This is a genomic window from Psychromonas ingrahamii 37 (assembly GCF_000015285.1).
Classification (GTDB): domain Bacteria; phylum Pseudomonadota; class Gammaproteobacteria; order Enterobacterales; family Psychromonadaceae; genus Psychromonas; species Psychromonas ingrahamii.
On sequence record NC_008709.1, the window covers coordinates 2,982,304 to 3,006,732 of the forward strand.

The window sequence follows — 24,429 nt, forward strand, 5'->3', positions numbered from 1 at the left end:
ACTGCAAAATATATTTTGCCAAGGAAGAAGTATATTGAACAGTTAAGCCATTCTAACCTAAATTTGGGATAAGAATATGACAGCTCAAGGTTGTCATCTTCGAAGTGTTTTAATCGAAGCTTTCGATGAGATAAGGCTTACTTTCCCAATAATAAAAAGCCAAATAGGTGACTGGTGCATATTGACACCAACATTGTGATTTTTTAAGTGTGTATTAATAAGCAACAAATTAGCAGTTCATGTACAATTTAATATTTGGTTAAAAAAAACCAAGGAAGCTTACATACCAGCTTGACCAGAACTTACTAATGGGTGACCCTCGGCCCCTTTTAGATACACCACTGCCAAATAGTTTGTTAGCTTACAATGACATGTCGATCAGCAAGCAACTCTTCTATGTAGCTGAAACTAAAGGTAAATAGGGCGTAAAACCAAACAATATGACTAATGATTTGTGCCAGATAACAATAACCTGAGTCATTATTAGTATTATTCATCATTAGTGTACATCATGATTTCAAAGGTTATTGCTAAGTTGATAGTACCCTTTAGTGCCATAGGGTGTAGTATTGATTTTTAGTTCTGTCACTTTTTTATTCAGGGCCCGGACAATTCAAATTTCACCTCAGCTTTGACAATATATGAATTAAATCTCCTTGCTGAACGGACTATTCCGCCCTAGTAAGAGCAAATCTGGCGATTTATCCCATCGCTATTAATACAACAGGAATCCTCTCAAGTGAAAATAATTAATGGCCTTAAAGATATAATCAATGACTTTGATACCTTCATTTTAGATCAATGGGGAGTCTTGCACAACGGCGGCGAAGCATTTCCAGAAGCTATTCAGGCATTACAATTTTTAAAAGAGCATAACAAGAAAGTAGTGATTCTTTCTAACAGCGGTAATACAGGAAAGTTTTCTCATACACGTTTACAAGACTCAGGCATTAGCCGCGCGCTCTATCTCGATGTGTTAACTTCCGGTGAGCATATGCGTCACAATTTCAATTCAGGAAAATTTAAAGCGCTTGGTAAAAATGCCTTATTTTTCTCTTGGGATGAAGATGCTAGTGTGCTCGAAGATTGTGGATTAACAGAGTCGGCGATTCAAGATGCATCATTTATTCTCTGTTGTGGCGTTGCTCGTGGAGATCTTAGCCATTATACGAATGATTTAAAATTAGCTTATCAAAGGAATCTTGAATTAGTGGTTAGTAATCCAGATCTGGTTGCCATGAACCCTGACGGCTCGTTAAAAATCTGTCCGGGAAGCATTGCAAAAGCTTATCAGGAGATGGGTGGGATTGTACACTGGCATGGAAAACCTCAGAGCGACATTTATAAGATGTGCAATGAATTAGTGGGCGGATGGGATCGTGCAATTGCCGTCGGTGATAGCTTAGAACACGATATTGCGGGTGCAAATGGCGCCTCTATATCCAGTTTGTTTATTACTAGCGGCATTCACTCGACGGAGATTAGCGATCAAAAAAGTATTGTCAATTTATGCAATACATTTTCTGTTAAACCCAGTTATTGTACTGACTGGTTTAAGGACTAATTGTAAAAGATTAAGCAATAAAATAGTGAAGTGCCACACACAAACTTCTCAGCAATAGCGCCACCCATTCACCTGTACGGTAACGGCGCATCAAAGTAGCAATTAAAAGATGGCGTTTTCACTCAGGTCTCTATCAATGCGTAATATTAAATATTCCTTAGCAACATTGCCTAATAATGGATGTGCAAAACTATTATTAAGTAAATGTCTGGGACCATCACCATCACACACCGCACACCTGTGCTTAATGACTTGCTCTCGTGCCTCAGCTAGTCTAATCTCTGAAATGGTCAAGCAATATAGGTTTAGCGTTACTAAGCCATTAAAAACGAAGATTAAAAGTAACCACTGCATTTTTAGTGATACGGACAATTAAACCATCACGGTCAGATATGTCGGAGATTCCAATATAAGGAGCCTTGATAATGCGCAGTTTTGAATCCAATAATATAGTCTACTGTAATGCAAAGTAAGTTAAAACTGAGTGTAAAATTAGCAGACGGCAGCGCATAAAAAGTAACAGAATAAAACAAAATAAAAAAACACTTTAAAAAACAAGGTTTTAAATGAGTAATTCAGCACAAGAAACAACACAAAAAAACACCGGCGATCAGCCTACGTTATACTGGCACGATTATGAAACCTTTGGACTTAATCCTGGAACAGATCGCCCTGCTCAATTTGCCGGTATTCGTACCGATCTCGATTTAAATATTATCTCTGAACCTGATGAATGGTACTGCCGACCGCCCAATGACTACCTTCCAAATCCTGAAGCCTGCTTAATTACCGGGATCACACCACAACGTGCATTACAAAAAGGCATGGTAGAAAGTGAGTTTATTGCGCTTATTAATCAACGGTTCAGCCAGAAAAACACCTGTGTTGTGGGTTATAACAATATACGTTTTGATGATGAAATAACGCGCTTTACGCTGTATCGAAATTTTCGCGATCCTTATCAGCGTGAATGGAAAAATGGCTGTTCGCGCTGGGATATTATCGATCTGGTAAGAGCTTGTTATGCTTTGCGTCCTGAGGGTATAAATTGGCCCGTCGATGAGAATGATGCACCCTCCTTTCGTTTAGAGTTGTTAACCAAAGAAAATGGCCTCGCGCACCAACAAGCGCATGATGCAATGTCAGATGTTTATGCCACCATTGCCATGGCAAAGTTAATAAAAGAAACACATCCTAAGCTCTATGATTATTTCTTTGGCCTGCGTAAAAAAAATAATGTTATGGCGCAACTTAAACTGGGGAGTAATACACCCGTAGTGCATGTTTCGGGAATGTTTCCAGCCCTCCAAGGCTGCGCATCCTACGTGATGCCTATCACGCAACATCCTTCTAATAAAAATGCCGTTATAGTCGTTGATTTAAATAAAGATTTAAGCGGGTTAGCAACACTTTCGATAGAACAAATACAAACCTACTTATATACCCCCAGTATTGATTTACCGGAAGGCATTGAACGACCCGCCATAAAATTAATCCATATTAATAAATGTCCTATTATTGCACCGGCAAAAACATTAACCGAGGAACGTGCCGATCAATTGGGGATTGATCGAAAACAATGTCGACGTTCATTAGATTTTTTAAGTAACCAGCCAGAACTTGCAGAAAAACTACAAAAGGTTTTTATACAGGAAACGCCGAGTACGGAAAATAAATCCGTGGAGGAGATGTTATATAGCGGAGGATTCTTGTCTGCGGCAGACAAAGCGCTAAGCGAAGAAGTTTGTAACAGCACTTGGCCAGCGTTAGGTAATAAAGAATTCAACTTTGAAGACGACCGATTAGGCATACTATTATGGCATTACAGGGCCAGAAATGCACCAGATTCATTGGATGTAGCAGAGCAGGAGAAATGGGCAAGGCACCGCCAAAATTATTTATTAGAAAACAGTGAAGCCTATATTGAAAAACTTGAAGCGCTTGCACTTGAAAATCAGAGCAATCCGGAAAAAATAGAATTATTGAAGCAACTATATGATTATTTGAATTATTTAAACTATGAATAAGCAACTGTTAACCTTAAAATTAATTAAGATTTAATGAGTAAAACGAATTCATATTTTAATCACTAGAAAAGCAAGCTAAGATTGTAATCAAACTTATTATTATTTTAGCTTCTTTCCTGGCAATGTGCTGTTTTGCCAAAAAATGCAGATGAATTCATTACAGGCTCAGTATCAGTATCAGAAAAGGATTAAACAAAACTCTACGGCATTTTATTTAAATCCTGCTTTTCAAATTCCGGAAGCAACCTATTTATACTTGGACTCCATATTTACCTCTTTTTATCAAAAACTGTCTTTTAATACTTCAATAGCCAAAAGTACATTTAAAAGAAATGCTTATTATCAAGTTGTTGCTATTCCAACCAATGCAGAGGGGTTTAAACTGGAATTTTTTATTTAAAATCAATAACAAGCGGGGTATAGAACGCTATAATGCTAAGTTATCGTAAAATCCTATATGCTATAACAAAATTTCATTTCATCACAATCAATAGATCCGTTATATTCGAGATGCTACTATATTGTCGCAATATTGCTGCAATATTAATAAATATTCAATAAAAAAAGGGAATGACATGTCAAACATATTTAGTGACCATTCACAAGCTATCGGCAAAACACCTCTGGTCCGCTTAAATAACGTTACATCTGGTAATGTTTTTGCAAAAATAGAAAGCCGTAACCCAAGCTTCAGTGTTAAATGCCGTATTGGTGCAAACATGATTTGGGACGCAGAGAAGAAAGGCACGTTAACTAAAGATGTTGAACTTGTTGAGCCTACAAGTGGAAATACCGGTATTGCGCTGGCGTTTGTTGCCGCTGCACGTGGTTATAAAATCACCTTAACGATGCCAAATACAATGAGTATTGAGCGTCGTAAGTTATTAAAAGCATTAGGGGCTAATTTAGTATTAACCGATGGCGCAAAAGGTATGAAAGGTGCGATTGCTGAAGCTGAAGCTATTGTGAGTACAGATCCTTCTAAATACTTGTTATTACAACAATTCGATAACCCAGCTAACCCTGAAATTCATGAAAAAACAACAGGTCCTGAAATTTGGAATGATACCGATGGCGAAATCGATGTATTTGTTGCTGGAGTGGGTACTGGTGGGACAATCACAGGTGTCAGTCGTTATATTAAGCAGACTCAAGGTAAAGCAATTATTAGTGTTGCTGTTGAGCCAACAAACTCTCAGGTGATTGCACAAACGCTCGCCGGTGAAGAAGTCAAACCTGGCCCGCATAAAATTCAAGGTATTGGCGCTGGTTTTATTCCAAAGAATTTAGATCTTTCTTTAATTGATCGTGTTGAAGCGGTCAGTAATGAAGATTCAATCGCAATGGCGCGTCGTTTAATGGAAGAAGAAGGTATTCTAGCAGGAATTTCATCGGGCGCTGCCGTTGTTGCTGCTGCTCGTTTAGCCGAGCTAGATGAATTTAAAGACAAAAACATTGTTGTTATTTTAGCAAGTGCAGCTGAACGTTATTTATCAAGCGCACTTTTTGCAGGTGCTTTTGAAGGTGAAAATTTCCCTTCAATATAGACTGTGTTGAAATAACAGCGTTGTGAGTGAAGCATTTCCTCGCGACTTTTGAGCGAGTCTAGAGACAACTGAAGCAACTGCTTCTGGTATACCTTTAGATTCACTCGTATCATTTCAACGGTACTGCTAAGAGGCTATGAGCAGCAACCTAGACTGATTTGGGTATATCCCACCAAATTTAGAAAATATCATTTGTCAACCCCCTTTTCGCCCCTTTTTAACAAGACAAATCACAAAAAAACACAGTGAAATGAAATTATTATCACTTCTAAGCAAAAATATATTGACCTATTCACCGTTTTTACGGAGTATCCTCATCATTTTTAGAATAACCAATGTCATCTGCCCGTTAATAATAAGGTTTTAACCCTTAATAACTAACTGGCAAACAAAAACTTGACCTAGATTAACACCCGAGTTAACTTTATTGGTTATTTTAAGTAACACAACAATATTTCTTTATTATCACATCACCTTATGATTTAGTAAGGTGATAAAATAACAACTAATTTCTCATAATATTAGGACATCACTATGTTTGAACAAAAAGTAACTATCACTGCACCAAACGGCCTTCATACTCGTCCAGCAGCACAATTTGTAAAAGAAGCTAAATCTTTTGAATCTGTCATTGCGGTTGAAGTTGGTGAAAAATCTGCGAGTGCCAAAAGTCTTTTTAAACTACAAACGTTAGGATTAACTCAGGGCACTGAAGTAAACATTAAAGCTGAAGGTAGCGATGAACAAAAAGCCGTTGAAGCACTGATTGAACTAATGGCCACTTTGGTATAATTTCATTGTATAATTTGTAAATTTTAGGCTCTTTCTTATTGGATTACTGAAAAATAATCTTTTAATTACAATTACTTATAGAAAGAGTCCAAATTTTAATTAGAACTTTAAAGGATGGATTATGATATCTGGCATTCTAGCATCTCCTGGTATAACAATAGCGAAGGCATTATTATTACAGGAAGATGAAATTACCCTTAATAAGGCAAAAGTGAGTGATTCTGATAAAGAAATCGCACGTTTTAAAGACGGGCGGGCAAAAACATCAGCTCAACTTGAAATTATCAAACAACAAGCACTTGAAAAATTTGGCGAAGAAAAAGAGGCGATCTTTGAAGGCCATCTGATGCTACTTGATGATGAAGAGCTAGAAGAAGATATCGTTTCCCACATTCGTGAAAATAAATGCAGTGCTGATGTTGCGATTAATTCTATTTTTGAAGAAAATGCCAACATGCTTCAACAGCTAGAAGATCCTTACTTACGTGAACGTGCTTCTGATTTTCGTGATATCGGTAACCGTTTACTGAAAAATGTACTGGGTATCAAAATTGTTGATTTAAGTGATATTACTGAAGAGGTTGTGTTAATTGCTAATGATTTAACACCATCAGAAACAGCACAAATCAACCTTGATAAAGTGCTGGGTTTTATCACTGATATTGGCGGCAGAACATCACATACTTCAATCATGGCACGTTCCCTCGAAATTCCTGCGATCGTTGGTACAAAAAATATTACTAAGCGTGTAAAAAATGGTGATTTAATCATTTTAGATGCACTTAATAATAAAATTACTATTAATCCGACGAATGCGGAAATTGAAGAAGCGAAACGCATCAAAGCAGGCTTCTTGGCTGATAAAGCTGAACTTGCCAAATTGAAAGACTTGCCTGCAGTAACACTTGATGATCATCATGTGGAAGTTTGTGCCAATATCGGCAGTGTTAAAGATACTGAAGGTGCAAAACGTAATGGTGCTGAGGGTGTTGGTCTGTACCGCACTGAATTCTTATTTATGGATCGTGACCAGTTACCCACTGAACAAGAACAGTTTTTAGCTTATAAAGACGTTGTTGAAGCAATGGATGGTCAAGCTTGTATTATACGTACAATGGATATTGGTGGCGATAAAGATTTACCCTACCTTAATTTGCCAACAGAAATGAATCCTTTCTTAGGATGGCGTGCAATCCGCATCTGTTTCGATCGACCAGAAATAATGAATCCTCAATTACGTGCTTTATTGCGTGCATCTTCATTTGGTAAAATTCGTATTATGTTCCCGATGATAATCTCAGTTGAAGAAATTCGTCGACTAAAAGAGATTTTGGATGAACTGAAAGAGGAACTTACTGCAGAAGGTGTCGATTTTGATAAAGAAATCGAAATCGGTGTTATGATCGAAACACCGGCAGCGGCAGCTATTGCGCATCACTTGATTAAAGAAGTTGATTTTTTCAGTATTGGCACAAATGATTTAACCCAATACACCCTTGCTGTAGACCGCGGTAATGAACTTATCTCTGCTCTCTACAATCCAATGACACCTTCTGTATTAAGCATTATCAAAACAGTGATTGATGCTTCTCATGCGGCAGGTAAATGGACGGGTATGTGTGGCGAATTAGCGGGTGATGAAAAAGCGACATTATTGTTAGTCGGCATGGGCCTTGATGAGTTCTCCATGAGTGCTATGTCTATTCCAACGGTTAAGAAAATTATCCGTAACACTAATTATGCAGACGTAAAAGCACTTGCTGATCAAGCATTATCAGTCGCCACAGCAGCTGAAATTGAAGCCTTAGTTAAAGATTTCAACAAAACTAAAGGTATTAACTAAATATTTAAACGAACTACAATGTATATAAAAACAAAAATAGTTCATTTAAAAAATATAACTATTAACAATAATAGGGAGTTCGACTATGGGTTTTTTTGATTCATTAAAAAAAGCGGTTTCAGGTAACACTGCAACTGAAAACACAATCAATCTGATTGCGCCAATTTCTGGTGAAATTGTAGCGATTGAAGATGTGCCTGATGTTGTTTTTGCTGAAAAAATAGTGGGTGATGGTATTGCCATTCGTCCTACCGGCAACAAAATGGTTGCTCCTTGTGACGGAACAATTGGTAAAATATTTGAAACAAATCATGCATTCTCGCTTGAATCTGACACGGGTATTGAGCTTTTTGTGCATTTCGGTATTGATACTGTTGAGCTGAAAGGTAAAGGTTTTACACGTATTGCTGAAGAAGGCCAAAAAGTAAAAATGGGTGATACCATTATTGAGTTTGATCTTGCATTTCTGACTGAAAAAGCAAAATCAATCCTGACGCCTATTGTTATCTCAAACATGGATGAAATTAAAGAACTGCAAAAAATGTCTGGTACTGTTGTAGTTGGAATTGATCCTGTCCTTAAAATAGTTAAATAAACGAAATTTTTTTAACTTTTAAAAGAGTCGCTGATGCGACTCTTTTAGTTTCTGTGCTGATCTTATTATTATTAATTGTTACAATATTTTAACTATTATTGCTAACGAGTAAAAAATGAACACCACACTTTATGGCATTCCCAATTGCGATAGCGTTAAAAAAGCCCGAAAATGGCTTGAGCAAAACAACTTACCTTATACTTTCCATGATTACCGTAAAGACGGTTTAGATAAAACCCTGCTTGACTCTTTTTTAGAAAATATTGAGTGGACAGATCTTATTAACAAACGCAGCACCAGCTTCAGGCAACTGACGGCTGAACAGAAAGAAAATTTATCTGCCGAAACTGTCATCGCACTCTTTATAGCATTCCCAACATTAATCAAGCGCCCTCTTCTGCGCCATAATAATCACTATCAGCTAGGTTTTAACATCGATACTTACCAAACTCTATTTTCATTATAAAGGAAACATTATGTCAGACAGCCCAGTTTTGGCTCTTTTAAAAGACTTAATAAGCCGACGTTCGATTACCCCAAGCGACGAAGGGTGCCAGCAGTTATTAATATCTAGACTTGAAAAATTAGGCTTTGAGTGTGAAGTAATGATCTTTGCAGATACTACCAATTTATGGGCACGCAGAGGCACAGAAAAACCGCTTTTTTGTTTTGCGGGACACACCGATGTGGTACCAACCGGCCCTGAAGAAAATTGGACTTACCCTCCCTTTGAGCCAACCGTTGTCGATGGTTTTTTATTTGGCCGTGGCGCTGCGGATATGAAAAGTGGTATTGCCGCTTTTATCATTGCGTTAGAGCAGTTCATCAAAGCACACCAGGATCACCAGGGTTCCATTGCCTTACTTATCACCAGCGATGAAGAGGGACCTTTTATCAACGGCACAGTGCGCGTAATTGAAACACTTGAAGCGCGCAATGAAAAAATAGATTATTGTATTGTTGGAGAGCCCTCAAGCACAGAGCATGTGGGTGATACTATTAAAAATGGTCGCAGAGGGTCATTAACGGCCGATTTAACCATTAATGGCGTACAGGGTCACGTGGCTTACCCGCACATGGTCGAAAACCCTATTCATACCTGCATCGGACCGCTCACTGAGTTATCACAGATGGAGTGGGATAAGGGTAATAAGTATTTCCCACCAACCAGTTTTCAGGTAACCAATTTTAATGCTGGCACGGGCGCGAGTAATGTTGTTCCTGGAGAAGCACAGATTCAGTTTAATTTTCGTTATTCGACCGAGTTAACAGCCGAGATGATAATTGCACGTGTGGTAGCTATTTTGCAAAAACATAAGCTTAATTACCAGATTAAGTGGACTTATAACGGCTCACCATTTATTACCCAACCAGGTTCGTTGACTAATGCCGTAAGTGAGGCTATCTTTGCTGTCAATGGATTAACAACTGAGCTTTCCACCAGTGGTGGGACCTCCGATGCACGTTTTATTGCACCGACAGGAGCGCAAGTTGTTGAACTGGGTCCCGGCAATAAAACCATTCACAAAGTGAATGAATCAGTAAAAATTGCCGACCTGGAGGAGCTGGTACATATTCACCGGCTGACTCTGGAAAAATTGTTAACATGATAGCTGAGCAATTAACCGGTCAAGTGTATTCACATTTGACCCAACTTTCAGATGATCTTTATGTGCATAAACAGGTTGTCTCTGCTTTTAAGGGACTGCAACTCGCAGCACAAAAAGCCGGATTTAATCTGCAAATAGCCAGTGGATTTCGTAGTTTTGAACGGCAGCAATTAATCTGGAATAATAAATTTTCAGGCAAAACCAAGATATTGAATAAAGATGGGCACCCCTTAGCAATAGAGACACTCTCTGAGGTTGAAAAATTATTTGCCATTCTCCACTGGTCTGCTTTACCGGGTACCAGTCGCCATCATTGGGGAACCGATTTTGATATTTTTGATCCAAATTGCCTTCCGGCGGGAAAAAAATTACAATTAACTGTCAGTGAATACAGTGAAGCAGGCTACTTTTTTGAACTCTCTCAATGGCTCTCAGAGAATATGAAATCCTTTGGATTTTATCGACCGTACCAAAAATATAACGGTGGAGTGGCTATTGAACCTTGGCATATAAGCTATTTTCCAATTGCTCAGCAGGCTATTGAACAATTGGATCAGTCCCTTATAGAAGGAACAATTTCACACCATAATGTATTGGCTAAATCGCTTATATGCGAACAATTGCCCATTATATATGAGCAATTTATCTGTAATATAGGAACACCCTAATAACGAAATAAAAAAGGAAGGTTATGAAAGAAAAACGGGAATTTCCACGTGTTCAACATATTGGGTCTTGTATATTGAGCCGTGAAGGCGCAACAGATTTAGAAACATGGCAGACTAAAATATTAGATATAACGGCTCAGGGAGCTTCAATTGAATGTCCTGACACTTGGCCAGGTCTTCCAGATGATAACGTCCGCATGACGTTAACACAGGAAGGGGGAGACATCGAGCTCAAATTGAGTGGTATGATTGTGCATCAACGACTAGGTGTTTTAGGCATTAAGTTTTTAACGGTAAGTGTAGACAATTTGGCTCATTTGCAACGTATTATTGAACTTGATATAGCGAATAAAATAAAGACAAATGAATCAATTAATGTCTAATACAGATCAATTATTATCTATGACATAGTGCTATACCCTATTGCTTAATTAACAATTTATAGGGTATAGACGCATTTTGATTCAAACCTCAAACTTATCGCCCCCTCTGTTGCAATTACCCCTCTTAAAATTGAAGTTTAATGCCAATGAGTGCCCTTATTGGCACTTAAAATGCCCAATACCCCATACAAATCCAAATGGTTCAGTGATACTGCTGCTTTTTCTTGTACTATTGGTTTGGCATGTATGGCAATACCCATCGCCGACGCCTGCAGCATCATTAAATCATTAGCCCCATCACCAATAGCAACGGTTTGTGATATTGGAATATCAAAGCGCTCCATTAATTCAGACAGTGTCCGTGCCTTGACGCTGGCGTTAACTATTTCACCAACAACTTGACCAGTTAAATGATGATCGACAACTTCCAGGGTGTTTGCGACAGCCATATCAAAACCGTGGTCGTCTTTTAAGCGATCTGCAAAATAGTTAAACCCACCTGAAGCAATAGCCACTTTCCAACCACTTTTCTTTAAGCCCTTGATGAGTTCAAGCAAGCCCGGCATCAAGGGCATATTATCTGCAACCTCTTTTAAAATTGAAACAGGTGCCCCTGCTAATTTACCAACTCGTGTCCTTAAGCTTTCATTAAAATCTATTTTTCCCTGCATCGCCAAAGCCGTTACTGCTGATACCTGCTCGCCAACACCAAACAGTCGTGCAATTTCATCGATACACTCTATTTGAATAGTGGTAGAGTCCATGTCCATCAAGACTAAACCTGGTTTACCCCAGTCAGGGAAATTTTTCATCAACGCAAAATCTAACTTAAACCTTGCTGCAAAATTATCTAACTTAACCTTTAAAGAGGAAGGGAAAGCATTTAAAGAAAAACACATAACCACTGTATTTTCTATTATTTCAGGTGCAAATAATTGTATCGTATCGATTTTTTCATTTTCTAAAAAGGTGAGTAGGTTATGTAAATCTAATGTTGTAAATTGTTTGCCCATCACAATAAGTTCTGCTTTCACTGTAAAATCAGAAAGTAATACTTGCGTTAAGTTTCCTTGATGGTAAAAGAGATTTTCTAATTCATTAAGATCTTCTTTTAAACAATCTCGCCATTGAATCAGTGATTGAGAATTTGAAGGGTTACAAAGATTTTTGATTACTTTCACTGTAAAATACCTACACCTAAATGGGTTTAAATTATGGCTAACACCATAACTATTGCGATTTATCATTGCAAGTTTTACCCGCCAGTTCTTGAGGAATAATAAATGCATAAAAAAATGTATTATCTGCTACGGACAGTACAAATTTCAAGTTTATTGATTATCTGTAGCATTATTGCCTATCAATTTATAAGCTTACGTAATACTTCTGATGGGATTCGTTATCAGCAAACAGAAAGGTTTTCATATTCATTAACAAACCTGGCAGCCTCGGAGGCCTCTCGTTATCTGTCACAGCAGAAGAATGAAGATTTACAGTTACTTATCAGTGAGTTAACAGATGATCCTATCGTCAGAGATGTAACAATATACGATCAGTTTGGAAAAATAATTTTCCAATCAGAAGATGCGCTGCCATTACCTATATTGCTCAACATAGCGTCTTCCGATGATAAGCGAGCGCAGGGGATTATTCCGCAGATAGCCGAACTTTATAAAGACAATGAGAAGATTGGTTATATTAGGATCGCTCTTGAGCAGGGAAAAATTCTTAGCTTAATTAATGATTATCAGGAAAAAAGTTTTTCAACCATGTTGTTATTATTTGTCTTATCTTTTTTAGTCGGCACTATTGCCATGGCACTGTTTTTTAGAAGAATTGAAGCACTTTATTCTCGCCTTTCAGGCCTAATATCTAAATTAGTGACGCAAAACCAACAATATTTTAAATAATAATAAGATATATTAATTCAATAATTATACTCTCGCCCATAAAAAAACCTTAATATAAAAATTAAGGTTTTTATTATTAACAACAGCCGAACTGCTTAGCTGGCTCTCTTCAAAGATTTAAAGGGGCAGCATGCAGATAAAATAAAGCTGTTAATTATGCTAGGTTTTTAGCCACAAAATCCCAGTTAACTAATGCCCAGAAACCATTTAAGTAGTTAGGACGAGCGTTACGGTAATCGATGTAATATGCATGTTCCCATAGATCAACAGTCAATAGTGGTGTTACTGTTGCGTCTGTTAATGGGGTAGCTGCATTTGATGTGTTAACAATATCCAGTGAACCGTCTTCTTTTTTCACAAGCCAAGTCCACGATGAACCAAAGTTATTAACTGCTCGATCATTCCAAGCTGCTTTGAATTCTGCAAACGAACCAAAACTTGAATTAATTGCATCTGCAACAGCACCAGTAGGTTCGCCACCCGCATTAGGTGCCAGACAGTTCCAGTAGAACGTATGGTTCCAAACTTGTGCTGCATTGTTAAACAGAGGTCCTTTAGAAGATTTAATGATATCTTCTAATGATTTTTCAGCCAAATCAGTACCTTCAACTAGCCCATTTAATTTTGAAACATAAGTTGCATGATGTTTGCCGTGATGAAATTCAAGAGTCTCAGCAGAAATGTGTGGTTCTAACGCATCGATTGCAAAGGGTAATGCTGGTAATTCAAAAGCCATGTTTGTAATCTCCAATTTATATAGTTAATTTATATAGTTATGAGTGATAGGATTATTACTATCATTTTTGATCTTAACTTATTGTAATAGTCCCCAAGAAAATGATCCATGTCAATGAAAGTTTATGATAAAGTAGATTTAATTAGTCCATATTTATAAAGCATTCTGACTGTGCTAGAGTATGGGCACGATCCCAATAACATAATTACCGGATATAAAAATGGAAACATTAGATAAAATCAAAAGCCAAATCAGTGAAAATACAGTATTGCTTTACATGAAAGGCTCGCCAAAATTACCCAGCTGCGGCTTTTCATCACAGGCTTCTCAAGCACTAATGCAATGTGGTCACCCTTTTGCTTACGTAGATATTCTACAAAACCCAGATATTCGCGCAGAGCTACCAAAATATGCAAACTGGCCAACCTTCCCACAACTATGGATCGCTGGTGAGTTAGTAGGTGGTTGCGATATTATCATGGAAATGTCACAACAAGGTGAATTAAAACCTATTGTTGAACAAGCAGTTGCTGCAACAGCAACAGCTGAGTCAGAATAAAGGCTGAATCACACCAGAAAAAAGGGATACTGAATGTATCCCTTTTTTATTGTCTAAGAATAAACGCGACGTCAGCACAATATTAAACTGAAAAGTCATACCCTACCCCCCGCTTAAACCGGCGCGAGTGGCCAACCTCCTAATGCCTTCAATTTATTTACCATATAAAAAAACAGATCTGCAGTCACTTCCGTATCATATAAAGCCGAATGTGCCTGCTTATTATCATAGGGAATACTTGCCTGTTGGCAGGCTTTCGCAAGAACCGTTTGTCCCAGAATCAAACCGGCCATGCTGGCAGTATCAAAGCTCACAAAAGGATGGAATGGCATACGTTTTAAGTTGCAGCGTTCAGTGGCTTTATTAATAAAACCTTGATCAAATGTGGCGTTATGCGCAACGATAATTGACCGGTTACAGAGGTTTTGCTTTTGATGTTTACGCACTAATTTAAATATCTCGGTGAGTGCATCCCGTTCATCCACCGCAGCACGCAGAGGATTAAAAGGATCAATACCGGTAAAGGCTAAGGCTTTCGGATCTAAATTTGCACCTTCAAAAGGCAACACATTAAAATGAATTTTTTCAGCAGCAAAAAGATAACCTTGTGAATCCATCGCTGGTAAAATCGCCGCTATTTCTAAAATAGCATCAGTTTGCGCATTAAGACCAGAAGTTTCAATATCAATAATGACCGGAAAAAAGCCTCGAAAACGCTTGTCCAATAAGTTTTCCATAATTTACTCTAGGTCTCAATAAAAAAAGCGATTATACCCATGCAGCCTGTAAATGCGAGTTTCAATGTGCGGAGCAGAGTAAGTTATTAAACAAACATTCATAAAATTATTTTTTTATTTTACTCAGTAAATCCGCAAAGGGATTATAGGTGGCACTCACGTGCTCATCGTCACCCGCCTTAACGCTGCTGCCGTAGAGGTCAGCCTGAGTATATTTATCATGTTCATGGTCGTGACAATAGATACATAATAACTCCCAGTTGCTGCCATCTGCCGGATTATTGGCATGGTCATGGTCAACATGATGGACAGTTAACTCGCGCAGATTTGAATAAACAAATTCACGCGCACACTTTCCACAGACCCAAGGAAATAATTTTAATGCTTTATCTCGATAATCGCTTTCTAAACTTTTATAATTACTGGGTATATAAGCCATTGGTACCTTCCACTGTTCTTGATTAGTGTGAATATTCTAACGCTTAAGCTCTGTAGTGAATAGTCATTTTATAAATGCTCAATAATCTTTCCAATAACAACAGCGTGGCGACAGGACTTCAGAGTACAGCCTCGGGACAAAAAAGAAAAATTAGCGCAATCAGAAATTTAATTTTAATGCTTGGCAAGAACCAACGTCATATTCAGACAGCCGAGACTCGATGGTCTGAATCAAACACCCAAACAATACCTGACGTCGCACTGCCAAAAACAAATCAAAATTTAACCTGCACAAGTCCCTTACCCAGATTAATAGTTAAAAATGGCAGCACTGTCGCTTTACACTATTCATTGATAAACATCTGCTTTTAGAGAAAAAAAAGGCAGGGAAACGATCGGGTCTAAATTAATACCAAAAGCATGAAGTTTATCGAATGGCGATTATAACTCTGATTGATTGACTGTTATCTCTCATCCAGCCACGAATACTTAGCTAATGAGTTTGCATAATTTAAAATCGCGCTTATTCTTATCCTACTTTGACTAAAGTTTTTCTGCATCGTCTTAATCTATATTATTCAAATAGTTATACCGATGACGTGGTGGTTTATTATATATTATATTAAGGAGTGGATATGACAGAAATAAGCGGAATGTTGATTTTTATTATCAGCGGATTTGTTGGTGGCATCATCGGTTTTGTTATTAGTCGTATAACCTCAGGCAGCAGGCAACAAGGGCAGAGTAATACCAAAGCAGAGCTGGACAAGACCAAAGCTGAGCTGGACAAGACCAAAGCTGAGCTGGACAAGACCAAAGCAGAGCTGGACAAGACCAAAGCTGAGCTGGACAAGACCAAAGCTGAGCTGGACAAGACCAAAGCTGAGCTGGACAAGACCAGAGCTGAGCTGGACAAGACCAAAGTAGAACTGGATAATTACAAATTTCAGGTCAGTAACCACTTTTCCGACAGCGCTAAACTGATGGGACAGATCGCCAGCAGTTATCAAGCGTTGTATACCCATATGGCTGGCCAATCGAAGGCTCTGCTCGACGCGAACAAGACTGGTGTGCCCTTTCCGCAACTGGAAATACCACTTGCAAAAAAATCGGCACAAGAAACTGTGGAAGAAGCACTGGCAGCAAAAAAAGAAGCATCACAATCAGATACTGCGAAAAAGATTCGCGAGATAAAAGCTAAAGAGGTTCTTGAGATCAAAGCGAAAGATTGGATGCTCCAAATCGAATAATTAAGAGATTACCCATTCAAGTGAGCTTGCATTACGATCACAGTAATAACCTTGAACCTTGACTATGATTAATCCGCTGATTAATCATAGTCAGATACGAATATAAGATAACCTCACCAGCAATGATATTTGATGGTTACCCCTCAATAAGTTAAACTTTCTTTCAGCAGGATCACTGTCGATCATTCCTACAATCACATTTAGTACCCCAAGAACCACCCCATTGGATACTATATAAAACAAAAGAGTTTAAAATCAAATGAGTAAAGCTAATATCCAATGGTTTCCCGGGCACATGCACAAAGCACACAAGCAAATCAAAGAGGTCTTGCCTCAGGTTGATATAATTATTGAAGTCGTTGATGCACGCATTCCCTATAGCAGTGAAAACCCGCTCATTGCTCATATCCGCGAAAATACCCCCTGTATTAAAGTACTCAATAAATCAGATTTAGCCGATCCTGAGATTACGGCACAGTGGATCACTTATTTAGAGCAGGAGCAGGGTATAAAAGCACTTGCCATTACCACCAGCAAACCTGAGCAAGTACATCAAATAACCAAACTGTGTGAACAGATGTTACCCCATAAATTAGGCCAAGATAAACAGATTAGAGCCATGATCATGGGCATTCCAAATGTTGGAAAATCAACCATTATCAATATATTAGCAGATCGGATTATCGCAAAAACAGGTAACGAGCCCGCCGTCACTAAACAACAGCAGCGGATCCGCCTACCAAGCGGAATCATGCTTTCCGATACACCCGGGTTTTTATGGCCTAAAATCGAAAATGCAAATTCTGGATACCGTCTTGCCGTTACCGGCGCCATCAAAGATACTGCAATTGAATATGAAGATATCGCTTATTATGCTGCTGAGTACCTGCTGGCGAATTATCCCGAACGTTTAAAAAAACGTTACGAACTGGAAACCTTGCCCGAGAGTGACCATGAATTAATGGAAGCTATTGCATTGCGCCGAGGCTGTTTACGCGCCGGAGGTCATTTTGATATCTATAAAGTTTCCACCATTTTACTTAATGAATTAAGATCCGGTGCACTAGGTCCCTTAAGTATTGAAACGCCGGAAATGGCAACAGTAGAAAAAGTGGCAGTGGCGGCGCTAATGGCTGAGCAGGCAGAAAATAAAATAGAAAAGAAAAAATCTCGAAAACGTAACTATAAAAGTCGTTAATTAAGATGAGATAATTAATTTGAGGGCCATAACGGCCCTTTTATCAGTTTGATTCAATCATATCTGACTGCCATTTGAAGACACCGTCAAACTGCTCACAGTCCTGCATTGACTCACTACTATTCTCAATATAGACCTGCTGTACTGCTGAGACCGGATAAGATAAATACGCCGAACATTGGGCACTTTGTCCATTACCAATCACCACCTTTGCCCCTGCTTTTAATTGACACTGGGTTAATTTATCTAACGGTGACCATTGATAACAGATTTCATAATCATTACGGTATAAACTGACCTTCCCAGTTGGTTTATTAAATGCCCACCAGCTCCCCATTTGACTACTTGGATTAGTACTGTTCCAGGAACGATGCAGCGGCAGAGTCTGTCCCGGTTTAAGTTGATATACCTTACCCTGACATAATTTTCCCTGTTCAGGACTTCCTAAAGCACGCTGCAGCATTTCACGATCATCGGACACCGCAAACAATTGAGCGACCTGCGGATCTAATTCAACGCTGCCAATACATTGACTCTCCTCACTGTTAACCGGCCCCTGTTCATCAGGTTGGACTGGCCTGGCAGGTTGCATTGTACAGGCTGATAAATACATTAAACCGAGTGCAGAAATGATTTTTTTCATACTCGTTCCTTTAAACTTAAAAAACCAATAAATGACTGATAGCGATTAAAATAGATCAGTGTAGCTTAGTATTTTGTTTTTAAAATAACATCAATCACTAAAGCACTATTCCAGTTAAGTTTTGATAAGAAAATAGGAGCTGCATTTGTTTATATACCCAAATCACGAGTGGCCAGCAATGAACTACGATTAGCGAGCTTCAAGCCTTCAAGCCTTCAGCCTTTCAGCTTCGAGAGGCGAGTTATGAGTTATGAATCATGTTTTTTCGCTTAAAAACAGCTTATGCTTAAGTATCAATTAACTATTCAGTCGCTAAATACAAATATCTGCCGGCGGGCGCATAATAATGGATAAGCCAACTGCCATAGAAAAATCGTGGCATGTTTAAATAGGAATGTGACATAACAGGAATGTACTAAAAAAAATCTCGCAAAAATCAATCAAAACGCGACGCTATTAGCTGATACAATCCCTTATCGGGGCAAAAGCGACTTCGATTGTTCGGCATCCTCACTCCTGATTTTTTCCCTATTTTAAGGAATTGTGGCGACTTTCATAATATGGAAAAACGAGATACTAATGTACTTTTTTAACTTTTTGAGGCGCCTCCTCTTTAGTGGCCCGCTTATTCTCTGGCTCTATAATCTAAAGCGCAATCTCACCTTGAAGGCGATTTTTCTCTGATTATCCAAGACATATGGAACTTTTTTATGCAGAACAACTTTTTTGAGTATTTAACACTCAACAGTGTTTTTATCGTAACCGAAATTATTATCGTGTTTACTATGCTGCACATGCTCTACCAAAGACGTTCTCCGACGAGTATCATCTCCTGGCTTCTACTGATGATCATTCTCCCCTATTTCTCTCTTGTACTTTATTTTCTGATAGGTGTTCGCAAACGTCCGGTTAGAAAGAAAAAATCATCTCTGCATGTCAAAAGTACCAGCGAAAGTAACGGAAAAATTAACAGCATAGACGGTATTATACGCGCTAACGGTCTTGCCGGAGCAAGTGAGCATAACAGTTTTGAGTTTATCAGTGACAGCGTCAACGCCTACAACACGTTAATAAATGAAATCAAAAATGCGAAAAAGAGCATCAGTTTCAGTACCTATATCCTAAAACAAGACAAGGTCACTAAAACAATCATTGATGCCCTGATAGAGAAAGAGTCAAGCGGTGTTCATGTGCGACTGCTACTCGATTCACTCGGTTCCTATCAACTCTACTTTTTTCAGGGCCCACTGCTAAAACTCAGAAGAGCGGGATGCGAAGTCCACTTTTTTATGCCGCTACTTCGTCTGCCCTATCAAAACTCCATTAATCTGCGCAACCATCGTAAAATCTATCTCTTTGACGAGACCACCTTGCTTACCGGAGGAATGAATCTATCAAAGAAGTATATGGGGCCCGCAAAAAAACAGGATCAGTGCGAAGATATTCTGTTCAAAACTCAAGGGGATGCAGCCTATCAGTATGCCCAGATCTTTGAAGCTGACTGGGCCTATGCTTCCGACTCTCCCCAGCGACAAGCGACTCGGCCCTTACAAAAAGTCTGTGGCGATGCTTATATCCAAGTTGTGCCCTCTGGGCCCGATATCAAAGGTGATGCCCTTTTTGAAGCACTGATCAGTGCAATTCACTCGGCTAAAGAGCGCATCTGGATAGTCACCCCCTACTTTCTGCCCGATGAGACCTTAATGCATGCGCTAAAGATTGCCAAACACAATGGCGTCGATATCAAACTTATCACACCTAAGCAGTCCGATCATTTAGTCGCCGACCTTGGCCGCAGTTCCTACATGCGAGAACTGCAGGAAGAAGGAATCAATCTGGTCTTATATAATGGTAAGATGCTGCATGCCAAAGCCATTCTGTTTGACCAGGATGCCGTTATGATAGGCTCAGTCAATATTGACAACCGCTCCCTGCTGCTTAATTACGAAGTTGTCAGCTTTGCCTATTCTAAAGCTATTATCTCCGAGATAGAAAAATGGATGCAGGGTTTTATCACCAATGCTGACACGCAAATGAAAGAAGCCTCCAGGCTCCGTTGTATTGCAGAAAATTTTATGCGTATCTTAGCCCCTCAACTCTAGGGTCTGCTGACCTTTGGAGTACAAATTTTGTTCAATTTAAACGTATTCTGAGCAAGGCATGCTTCGTTCACATAGTTATTCTATGTAAACGACGCATAACGCAGCGCAGGACGCTTTTAGATGAACCCGAAAGGCAGCATTTGTAGATACGATCGACTATGTTATCGCCTACTTATGTAGAATAACGACAGGTTGCAGGCTCTGCCTTGTATAAAGCACCCACAAATTGCTGTATAAATGCACACGAAAGGTCAACAGACCCTAAGGGATCACTTATTTTTACACCACGTATTTTCCCGCAAAGACTTGCCCATCAGCAGCACAACCTGTCGGACACGTTTTCCCTTATTGTATGGAATATCCATAAAGAGAACCTGCACCCGCAGTTTATAGAGAACTTTGAAACCCTGATCCAAGAGTACCCCTGTGACTTCCTGCTTTTCCAGGAGGTCAAATTCCCAAAAAAGATTGCCTCTGTATTGGATGCTTTTTCCTATGCGATGGCCAGCAATATAGAGACTTCTCAACATATCTACGGCGTTTTAACTGCGACCAAAATTGCCTTTACCACCATCAGTTCACACCTTACCCATCAGCGGGAAGTCGGTCTTATTACCCATAAAAGTATGCTTATCACGCATCACAAACTGCCCGATGGCCGCACTCTGCATATAGTCAATATTCATGGCATCAATTTTGTCTCCATAAAAGGATTTATAAAAGAGCTGGAGAAGATTAAAGCAGTACTGCACAGCTGTAGCGGCCCGATAATAGTTGCAGGGGATTTTAATAATTGGACAAAAAAACGGATAATGGCACTGGAGACTTTTCAGCACGCACTCGGATTGGAAAAAGCAGACATTCAGGAAGGCCATCATGTCAAACATATATTTGCAAAACCACTCGATCATATCTTCTACAGAGAATTGAAATTACTCCAAGCTGAAGCTATCGATACAAAGAAAATCTCAGACCACAACCCTATCTATGCGACTTTCAGCGTAATTCGTGATTCAGGAAAAGTGGCTGAAGCTGCTGAAGTGTGAGGTTAAGTGTAGATTATGCAAAATATTTAGGCGGCAGGCTGCCTTAGCTGTTTCTTTAGCCCTTTTTACAGAGCATATTCGCAGGCTTATAAACTATTTAATTATTATCAGCCGAACTCTGCATCTCTTCATCTCCTTGCATTTCAACCTCCTCAGGATCAATTTCAATCACCGGAATAGTTTCTTCAACACTGAAGTGAATACAAGCTGGAATTGAATAATTCGGCACATCATCATATGAGAATATAGAATAATATTTCGGTATATTAGGGTTACCAAAACTATCATAGGTATAGGTATCTTGACCCGCATAAATTTTAACACCATCAAAAGGCGTACGCGGTGGATGAAAACAATTTCTAACCACAAAAGAACCCAAGAAGTCTTTGCTTTTAGGGTTTTCCCAGGTGATTTTAGTTTTACTATTTTCTATTGATGTCTTTATATCGCCTGGAGGCTGTAAGGCAACCTTAGCGCGTTCAATATATTGAATAACTAATTTAGCCTGTTTTTCATGAACGGGATCATTAAGCCATTTAATCAATTCTCCCTGCCCATTTTTCAATGCGGAGGTTGCACGAATAATGAAATAGGCTTGCTTATTTTCTAAATGAAACCTTTCTAGTTCTGTTCTGCTCAAAGTATCAAAATTAAAAAAATGTTGTGTTTTATAACGTAATTGCTCATAACCCACTTCATATCCAATATACTGAATACTTTTACGCTGCTTAATACTTTCAACATTAACATCTTCAAATTCAGCAAGTTCGACAGTAAAACGAATGTCTTTTTTATCACTGAGGGCGTTAGTGTTTTCAAGCTCTAGATAGGCATCGGTGATCACTGTTTTTTCTGGATCAGGCATAGAATGCAAGGAAAAGGCTAACTGAGCGTAAATTTTATGCCCATTTTCATCATAACCCGATTGTAAACTTCCAGATACAATGCCATGTTCAGAGATAGTATTAACAGCAGTAGGATATACTTCAACGGTTTCAGGTTGACGGCTATAGGTGATGTGCAAATTAGGCCGATAATGAATACCAGAGCCAAAGCGACCATACCCGATGTCAAATTGCATGATTTGAGAATCGTTACCTTTAGGTAATACAGTAGGGCCATCAATACGCATAAGCACTGTCCCCATTTTTAATTGTTCTTGCAGAATATCACGCTCTTTACCGTTTAAATGCCAAACACACCAGACACCTTGAGTAACATGATCTGATTCAATGGTTTGCCCCGAGTGAATAACGGTCGCATTCGCAATATCGTTATAGTCACGAATATTAGGGACAGAGCTCGCCTCTAAAAATGAAATCCCCCATTCACCATAGCCTTCAATTTTTGCACTCACCCTGTTCATCGGATAGAGTGAAAAACTGGCTTCTTTAATAGAGGCATCATCAGGTAGGCGGTCGAGAGAAAAAGCGATGACACCGTAACAAATACCACGAGACTTATTCACCCCAATAAATAAAGAATTTAAACCAAAATGTTCCTGATTTTTTTCTGGGGTATATTGCCCCACATAACCAATATCTTGACTGGCAGGGAATAAGGTTTTGCTATATCGGTCACGCGCTAATAAGGTATTTAATTTAAGCTCAGGCGCATAAGGGCCTTTAATTTTAGTTTTTTGATCAACCGCTCGAATTTTATAAAAGTAGTGCCGACCACTTTTTAACTGCACATCCGTAAAAAATAATGATTTAGTAATACCCACAAGGTTATCGTCGCTACATGGACTTTTATGACTGATACTGCGATAAATTTCAAAATAGACAGGATCGTTATCAGAATATTCCCATGCTAACGAAATACTATTTTCAGTTAACTCAGTGAGATTAAAATTATCGACTCGTTTAGGCGCTAAATGAGAGTAGTTAATAGCGGAGCCAAAAGCGTGCACTAATGCAGGAATATTTTCATTGATACTTTCCGACATATTTTCCATATAGTCAGGAATATTTTTTGTACCTACCTCTACAACGGTAGAAAGTATGCCGCGATTATAATAATACTCTCGAGCACTGCCATTAATTAAATTTGTTGGTGGTTTTCCGCGATGAATCCCGTATTTTCTACCGGTCACTTTTTCTATTTCAAAGGCCATATTGGCGCAGAGCGTATTGAGATCGGTGGTATCTATTTCAGCTTCATGATTAAATTTATGAGCCGGGAAGAAAACATTACCTTGCGAATGGTAATCAAGTGCGATGGTAATATTTTTATGGGTTTCAACAAAATCACGAATCGCACAGGTTTCCGGCTCTGAAAAGCCGGATGGGCCACTGTAAGTATTTGAGCTGGTATCGGATCGGGTTTTAAATCGCACGCCAAAGTTACGGTTTAAATCTACACCGAAGGTACTATCACCATTATCACGGCGATTTTTTCGCCAAAATGAAAAATGAGTCCGAGAGAACTCAAATCCATCGGGGTTTAAACAAGGAACAATATAAAGCGTGTTAAGCGTTAATGCTTGTTGCAACTTAGGATTGAATTGATAATTATCAATAATATACTTAATAAAATTATTCGCTAATTCAATACCTATCCACTCTCTCGCATGAATAGTGCCAGTGTATAATAAAGCGGGTTTAGTGTCCGCATTGGCAACATCCATACTAATCGTCGCCATCATAATTGGCCGCTTTTCCCACGTTTCACCAATACTCTGTACCTTAATTAAATCAGGATACAAAGTGGCAGCCGTATTCAGGAAATCAATGGTCTCTTGATACGAAACATATTGTTTTTTCATTATCCCTCTTCTCT

General features: G+C 38.8%; 23 protein-coding genes. 17 read left to right on the forward strand and 6 right to left on the reverse strand.

Features of this window, described 5'->3' with window-relative positions; translation table 11 throughout:
- Positions 1–739 precede the first annotated feature (739 nt).
- The 11 genes from PING_RS12560 (at position 740) to PING_RS12610 (ending at position 11,029) form a co-directional block, all read left to right on the forward strand.
- On the forward strand, positions 740–1,564 hold the full coding sequence (locus tag PING_RS12560) for a TIGR01459 family HAD-type hydrolase (protein WP_011770726.1): 825 nt from the start codon (positions 740–742) through the stop codon (positions 1,562–1,564).
- Positions 1,565–2,130: 566 nt separating this feature from the next.
- Positions 2,131–3,591, forward strand: a complete 1,461-nt coding sequence (sbcB, locus tag PING_RS12565) for an exodeoxyribonuclease I (RefSeq protein ID WP_011770727.1) — start codon at positions 2,131–2,133, stop codon at positions 3,589–3,591.
- Positions 3,592–3,739: 148 nt separating this feature from the next.
- Complete coding sequence (locus PING_RS12570; RefSeq protein ID WP_157035364.1) at positions 3,740–3,991, forward strand: hypothetical protein; 252 nt, start codon at positions 3,740–3,742, stop codon at positions 3,989–3,991.
- A 175-nt stretch (positions 3,992–4,166) separates the two neighbouring features.
- The gene (gene cysK / locus PING_RS12575; protein ID WP_011770729.1) at positions 4,167–5,138 is read left to right on the forward strand and encodes a cysteine synthase A; all 972 of its coding nucleotides are present in this window, start codon (positions 4,167–4,169) and stop codon (positions 5,136–5,138) included.
- Between the two features lie 534 nt (positions 5,139–5,672).
- Complete coding sequence (locus tag PING_RS12580; RefSeq protein WP_011770730.1) at positions 5,673–5,930, forward strand: HPr family phosphocarrier protein; 258 nt, start codon at positions 5,673–5,675, stop codon at positions 5,928–5,930.
- Positions 5,931–6,051: 121 nt separating this feature from the next.
- On the forward strand, positions 6,052–7,773 hold the full coding sequence (ptsI, locus tag PING_RS12585; RefSeq protein ID WP_011770731.1) for a phosphoenolpyruvate-protein phosphotransferase PtsI: 1,722 nt from the start codon (positions 6,052–6,054) through the stop codon (positions 7,771–7,773).
- 85 nt (positions 7,774–7,858) lie between these two features.
- Positions 7,859–8,368, forward strand: a complete 510-nt coding sequence (gene crr, locus PING_RS12590; RefSeq protein WP_011770732.1) for a PTS glucose transporter subunit IIA — start codon at positions 7,859–7,861, stop codon at positions 8,366–8,368.
- Positions 8,369–8,483: 115 nt separating this feature from the next.
- A complete protein-coding gene (locus PING_RS12595) occupies positions 8,484–8,834 on the forward strand; it encodes an ArsC family reductase (RefSeq protein WP_011770733.1) in 351 nt (116 codons plus the stop codon).
- Between the two features lie 10 nt (positions 8,835–8,844).
- Positions 8,845–9,978, forward strand: coding sequence for a succinyl-diaminopimelate desuccinylase (gene dapE / locus PING_RS12600; RefSeq protein WP_011770734.1), 1,134 nt, complete (start codon positions 8,845–8,847; stop codon positions 9,976–9,978).
- Complete coding sequence (locus PING_RS12605; RefSeq protein ID WP_011770735.1) at positions 9,975–10,646, forward strand: M15 family metallopeptidase; 672 nt, start codon at positions 9,975–9,977, stop codon at positions 10,644–10,646. The genes dapE and PING_RS12605 overlap by 4 nt, the downstream gene beginning before the upstream one ends.
- Before the next feature lie 23 nt (positions 10,647–10,669).
- Positions 10,670–11,029: a PilZ domain-containing protein gene (locus PING_RS12610; RefSeq protein ID WP_011770736.1), complete on the forward strand. Its 360-nt coding sequence runs from the start codon at positions 10,670–10,672 to the stop codon at positions 11,027–11,029.
- A 137-nt stretch (positions 11,030–11,166) separates the two neighbouring features.
- On the opposite strand, the gene serB is transcribed toward PING_RS12610, so the two are convergent.
- Positions 11,167–12,210, reverse strand: coding sequence for a phosphoserine phosphatase SerB (gene serB, locus PING_RS12615; protein ID WP_041766476.1), 1,044 nt, complete (start codon positions 12,208–12,210; stop codon positions 11,167–11,169).
- Between the two features lie 102 nt (positions 12,211–12,312).
- Here serB and PING_RS12620 point away from each other — a divergent pair, with 102 nt between their 5' ends.
- Positions 12,313–12,939 (forward strand): AhpA/YtjB family protein, encoded by a 627-nt coding sequence (locus PING_RS12620; protein ID WP_011770738.1) that lies wholly within the window; start codon positions 12,313–12,315, stop codon positions 12,937–12,939.
- A gap of 154 nt (positions 12,940–13,093) precedes the next feature.
- Here the strand turns inward: PING_RS12620 and sodB are convergent, their stop codons facing one another.
- Positions 13,094–13,675 carry a superoxide dismutase [Fe] gene (sodB, locus tag PING_RS12625; protein ID WP_011770739.1) on the reverse strand — a complete coding sequence of 194 codons (582 nt, stop codon included), beginning with the start codon at positions 13,673–13,675 and terminating at the stop codon, positions 13,094–13,096.
- A gap of 220 nt (positions 13,676–13,895) precedes the next feature.
- Between sodB and grxD the strand changes: the two genes are divergently transcribed.
- Positions 13,896–14,234, forward strand: a complete 339-nt coding sequence (gene grxD / locus PING_RS12630; RefSeq protein ID WP_011770740.1) for a Grx4 family monothiol glutaredoxin — start codon at positions 13,896–13,898, stop codon at positions 14,232–14,234.
- 113 nt (positions 14,235–14,347) lie between these two features.
- On the opposite strand, the gene rnt is transcribed toward grxD, so the two are convergent.
- Positions 14,348–14,971: a ribonuclease T gene (rnt, locus tag PING_RS12635; RefSeq protein ID WP_011770741.1), complete on the reverse strand. Its 624-nt coding sequence runs from the start codon at positions 14,969–14,971 to the stop codon at positions 14,348–14,350.
- A 106-nt stretch (positions 14,972–15,077) separates the two neighbouring features.
- Positions 15,078–15,410, reverse strand: coding sequence for a YajD family HNH nuclease (locus PING_RS12640; RefSeq protein WP_011770742.1), 333 nt, complete (start codon positions 15,408–15,410; stop codon positions 15,078–15,080).
- A gap of 634 nt (positions 15,411–16,044) precedes the next feature.
- Between PING_RS12640 and PING_RS19565 the strand changes: the two genes are divergently transcribed.
- A complete protein-coding gene (locus tag PING_RS19565) occupies positions 16,045–16,659 on the forward strand; it encodes a ZapG family protein (protein WP_011770743.1) in 615 nt (204 codons plus the stop codon).
- Between the two features lie 259 nt (positions 16,660–16,918).
- Positions 16,919–17,857 (forward strand): ribosome biogenesis GTPase YlqF, encoded by a 939-nt coding sequence (gene ylqF, locus PING_RS12650; protein WP_011770744.1) that lies wholly within the window; start codon positions 16,919–16,921, stop codon positions 17,855–17,857.
- A gap of 43 nt (positions 17,858–17,900) precedes the next feature.
- Here ylqF and PING_RS12655 read toward each other — a convergent pair whose 3' ends face one another.
- The gene (locus tag PING_RS12655; RefSeq protein ID WP_011770745.1) at positions 17,901–18,500 is read right to left on the reverse strand and encodes a hypothetical protein; all 600 of its coding nucleotides are present in this window, start codon (positions 18,498–18,500) and stop codon (positions 17,901–17,903) included.
- 710 nt (positions 18,501–19,210) lie between these two features.
- On the opposite strand from PING_RS12655, the gene PING_RS12660 reads away from it, so the two are divergent.
- Positions 19,211–20,602: a phospholipase D-like domain-containing protein gene (locus PING_RS12660; RefSeq protein ID WP_011770746.1), complete on the forward strand. Its 1,392-nt coding sequence runs from the start codon at positions 19,211–19,213 to the stop codon at positions 20,600–20,602.
- A gap of 206 nt (positions 20,603–20,808) precedes the next feature.
- Positions 20,809–21,648, forward strand: a complete 840-nt coding sequence (locus tag PING_RS12665) for an endonuclease/exonuclease/phosphatase family protein (RefSeq protein WP_011770747.1) — start codon at positions 20,809–20,811, stop codon at positions 21,646–21,648.
- A gap of 97 nt (positions 21,649–21,745) precedes the next feature.
- Here PING_RS12665 and PING_RS12670 read toward each other — a convergent pair whose 3' ends face one another.
- Positions 21,746–24,415, reverse strand: a complete 2,670-nt coding sequence (locus PING_RS12670; protein WP_011770748.1) for a M14 family zinc carboxypeptidase — start codon at positions 24,413–24,415, stop codon at positions 21,746–21,748.
- Between the last annotated feature and the right edge of the window lie 14 nt (positions 24,416–24,429).

Excerpts from the sequence above, each read along its gene's own strand:
- PING_RS12605 (WP_011770735.1), top strand. The coding sequence starts at position 9,975 with ATGATAGCTGAGCAATTAACCGGTCAAGTGTATTCACATTTGACCCAA.
- ylqF (WP_011770744.1), top strand. The coding sequence starts at position 16,919 with ATGAGTAAAGCTAATATCCAATGGTTTCCCGGGCACATGCACAAAGCA.
- crr (WP_011770732.1), top strand. The coding sequence starts at position 7,859 with ATGGGTTTTTTTGATTCATTAAAAAAAGCGGTTTCAGGTAACACTGCA.
- PING_RS12620 (WP_011770738.1), top strand. The coding sequence starts at position 12,313 with ATGCATAAAAAAATGTATTATCTGCTACGGACAGTACAAATTTCAAGT.
- rnt (WP_011770741.1), bottom strand. The coding sequence starts at position 14,971 with ATGGAAAACTTATTGGACAAGCGTTTTCGAGGCTTTTTTCCGGTCATT.
- PING_RS12640 (WP_011770742.1), bottom strand. The coding sequence starts at position 15,410 with ATGGCTTATATACCCAGTAATTATAAAAGTTTAGAAAGCGATTATCGA.
- cysK (WP_011770729.1), top strand. The coding sequence starts at position 4,167 with ATGTCAAACATATTTAGTGACCATTCACAAGCTATCGGCAAAACACCT.
- dapE (WP_011770734.1), top strand. The coding sequence starts at position 8,845 with ATGTCAGACAGCCCAGTTTTGGCTCTTTTAAAAGACTTAATAAGCCGA.
- PING_RS12655 (WP_011770745.1), bottom strand. The coding sequence starts at position 18,500 with ATGAAAAAAATCATTTCTGCACTCGGTTTAATGTATTTATCAGCCTGT.
- PING_RS19565 (WP_011770743.1), top strand. The coding sequence starts at position 16,045 with ATGACAGAAATAAGCGGAATGTTGATTTTTATTATCAGCGGATTTGTT.
- PING_RS12580 (WP_011770730.1), top strand. The coding sequence starts at position 5,673 with ATGTTTGAACAAAAAGTAACTATCACTGCACCAAACGGCCTTCATACT.
- PING_RS12595 (WP_011770733.1), top strand. The coding sequence starts at position 8,484 with ATGAACACCACACTTTATGGCATTCCCAATTGCGATAGCGTTAAAAAA.
- grxD (WP_011770740.1), top strand. The coding sequence starts at position 13,896 with ATGGAAACATTAGATAAAATCAAAAGCCAAATCAGTGAAAATACAGTA.
- ptsI (WP_011770731.1), top strand. The coding sequence starts at position 6,052 with ATGATATCTGGCATTCTAGCATCTCCTGGTATAACAATAGCGAAGGCA.
- PING_RS12670 (WP_011770748.1), bottom strand. The coding sequence starts at position 24,415 with ATGAAAAAACAATATGTTTCGTATCAAGAGACCATTGATTTCCTGAAT.
- PING_RS12570 (WP_157035364.1), top strand. The coding sequence starts at position 3,740 with ATGAATTCATTACAGGCTCAGTATCAGTATCAGAAAAGGATTAAACAA.
- sodB (WP_011770739.1), bottom strand. The coding sequence starts at position 13,675 with ATGGCTTTTGAATTACCAGCATTACCCTTTGCAATCGATGCGTTAGAA.
- PING_RS12660 (WP_011770746.1), top strand. The coding sequence starts at position 19,211 with ATGCAGAACAACTTTTTTGAGTATTTAACACTCAACAGTGTTTTTATC.
- sbcB (WP_011770727.1), top strand. The coding sequence starts at position 2,131 with ATGAGTAATTCAGCACAAGAAACAACACAAAAAAACACCGGCGATCAG.
- PING_RS12610 (WP_011770736.1), top strand. The coding sequence starts at position 10,670 with ATGAAAGAAAAACGGGAATTTCCACGTGTTCAACATATTGGGTCTTGT.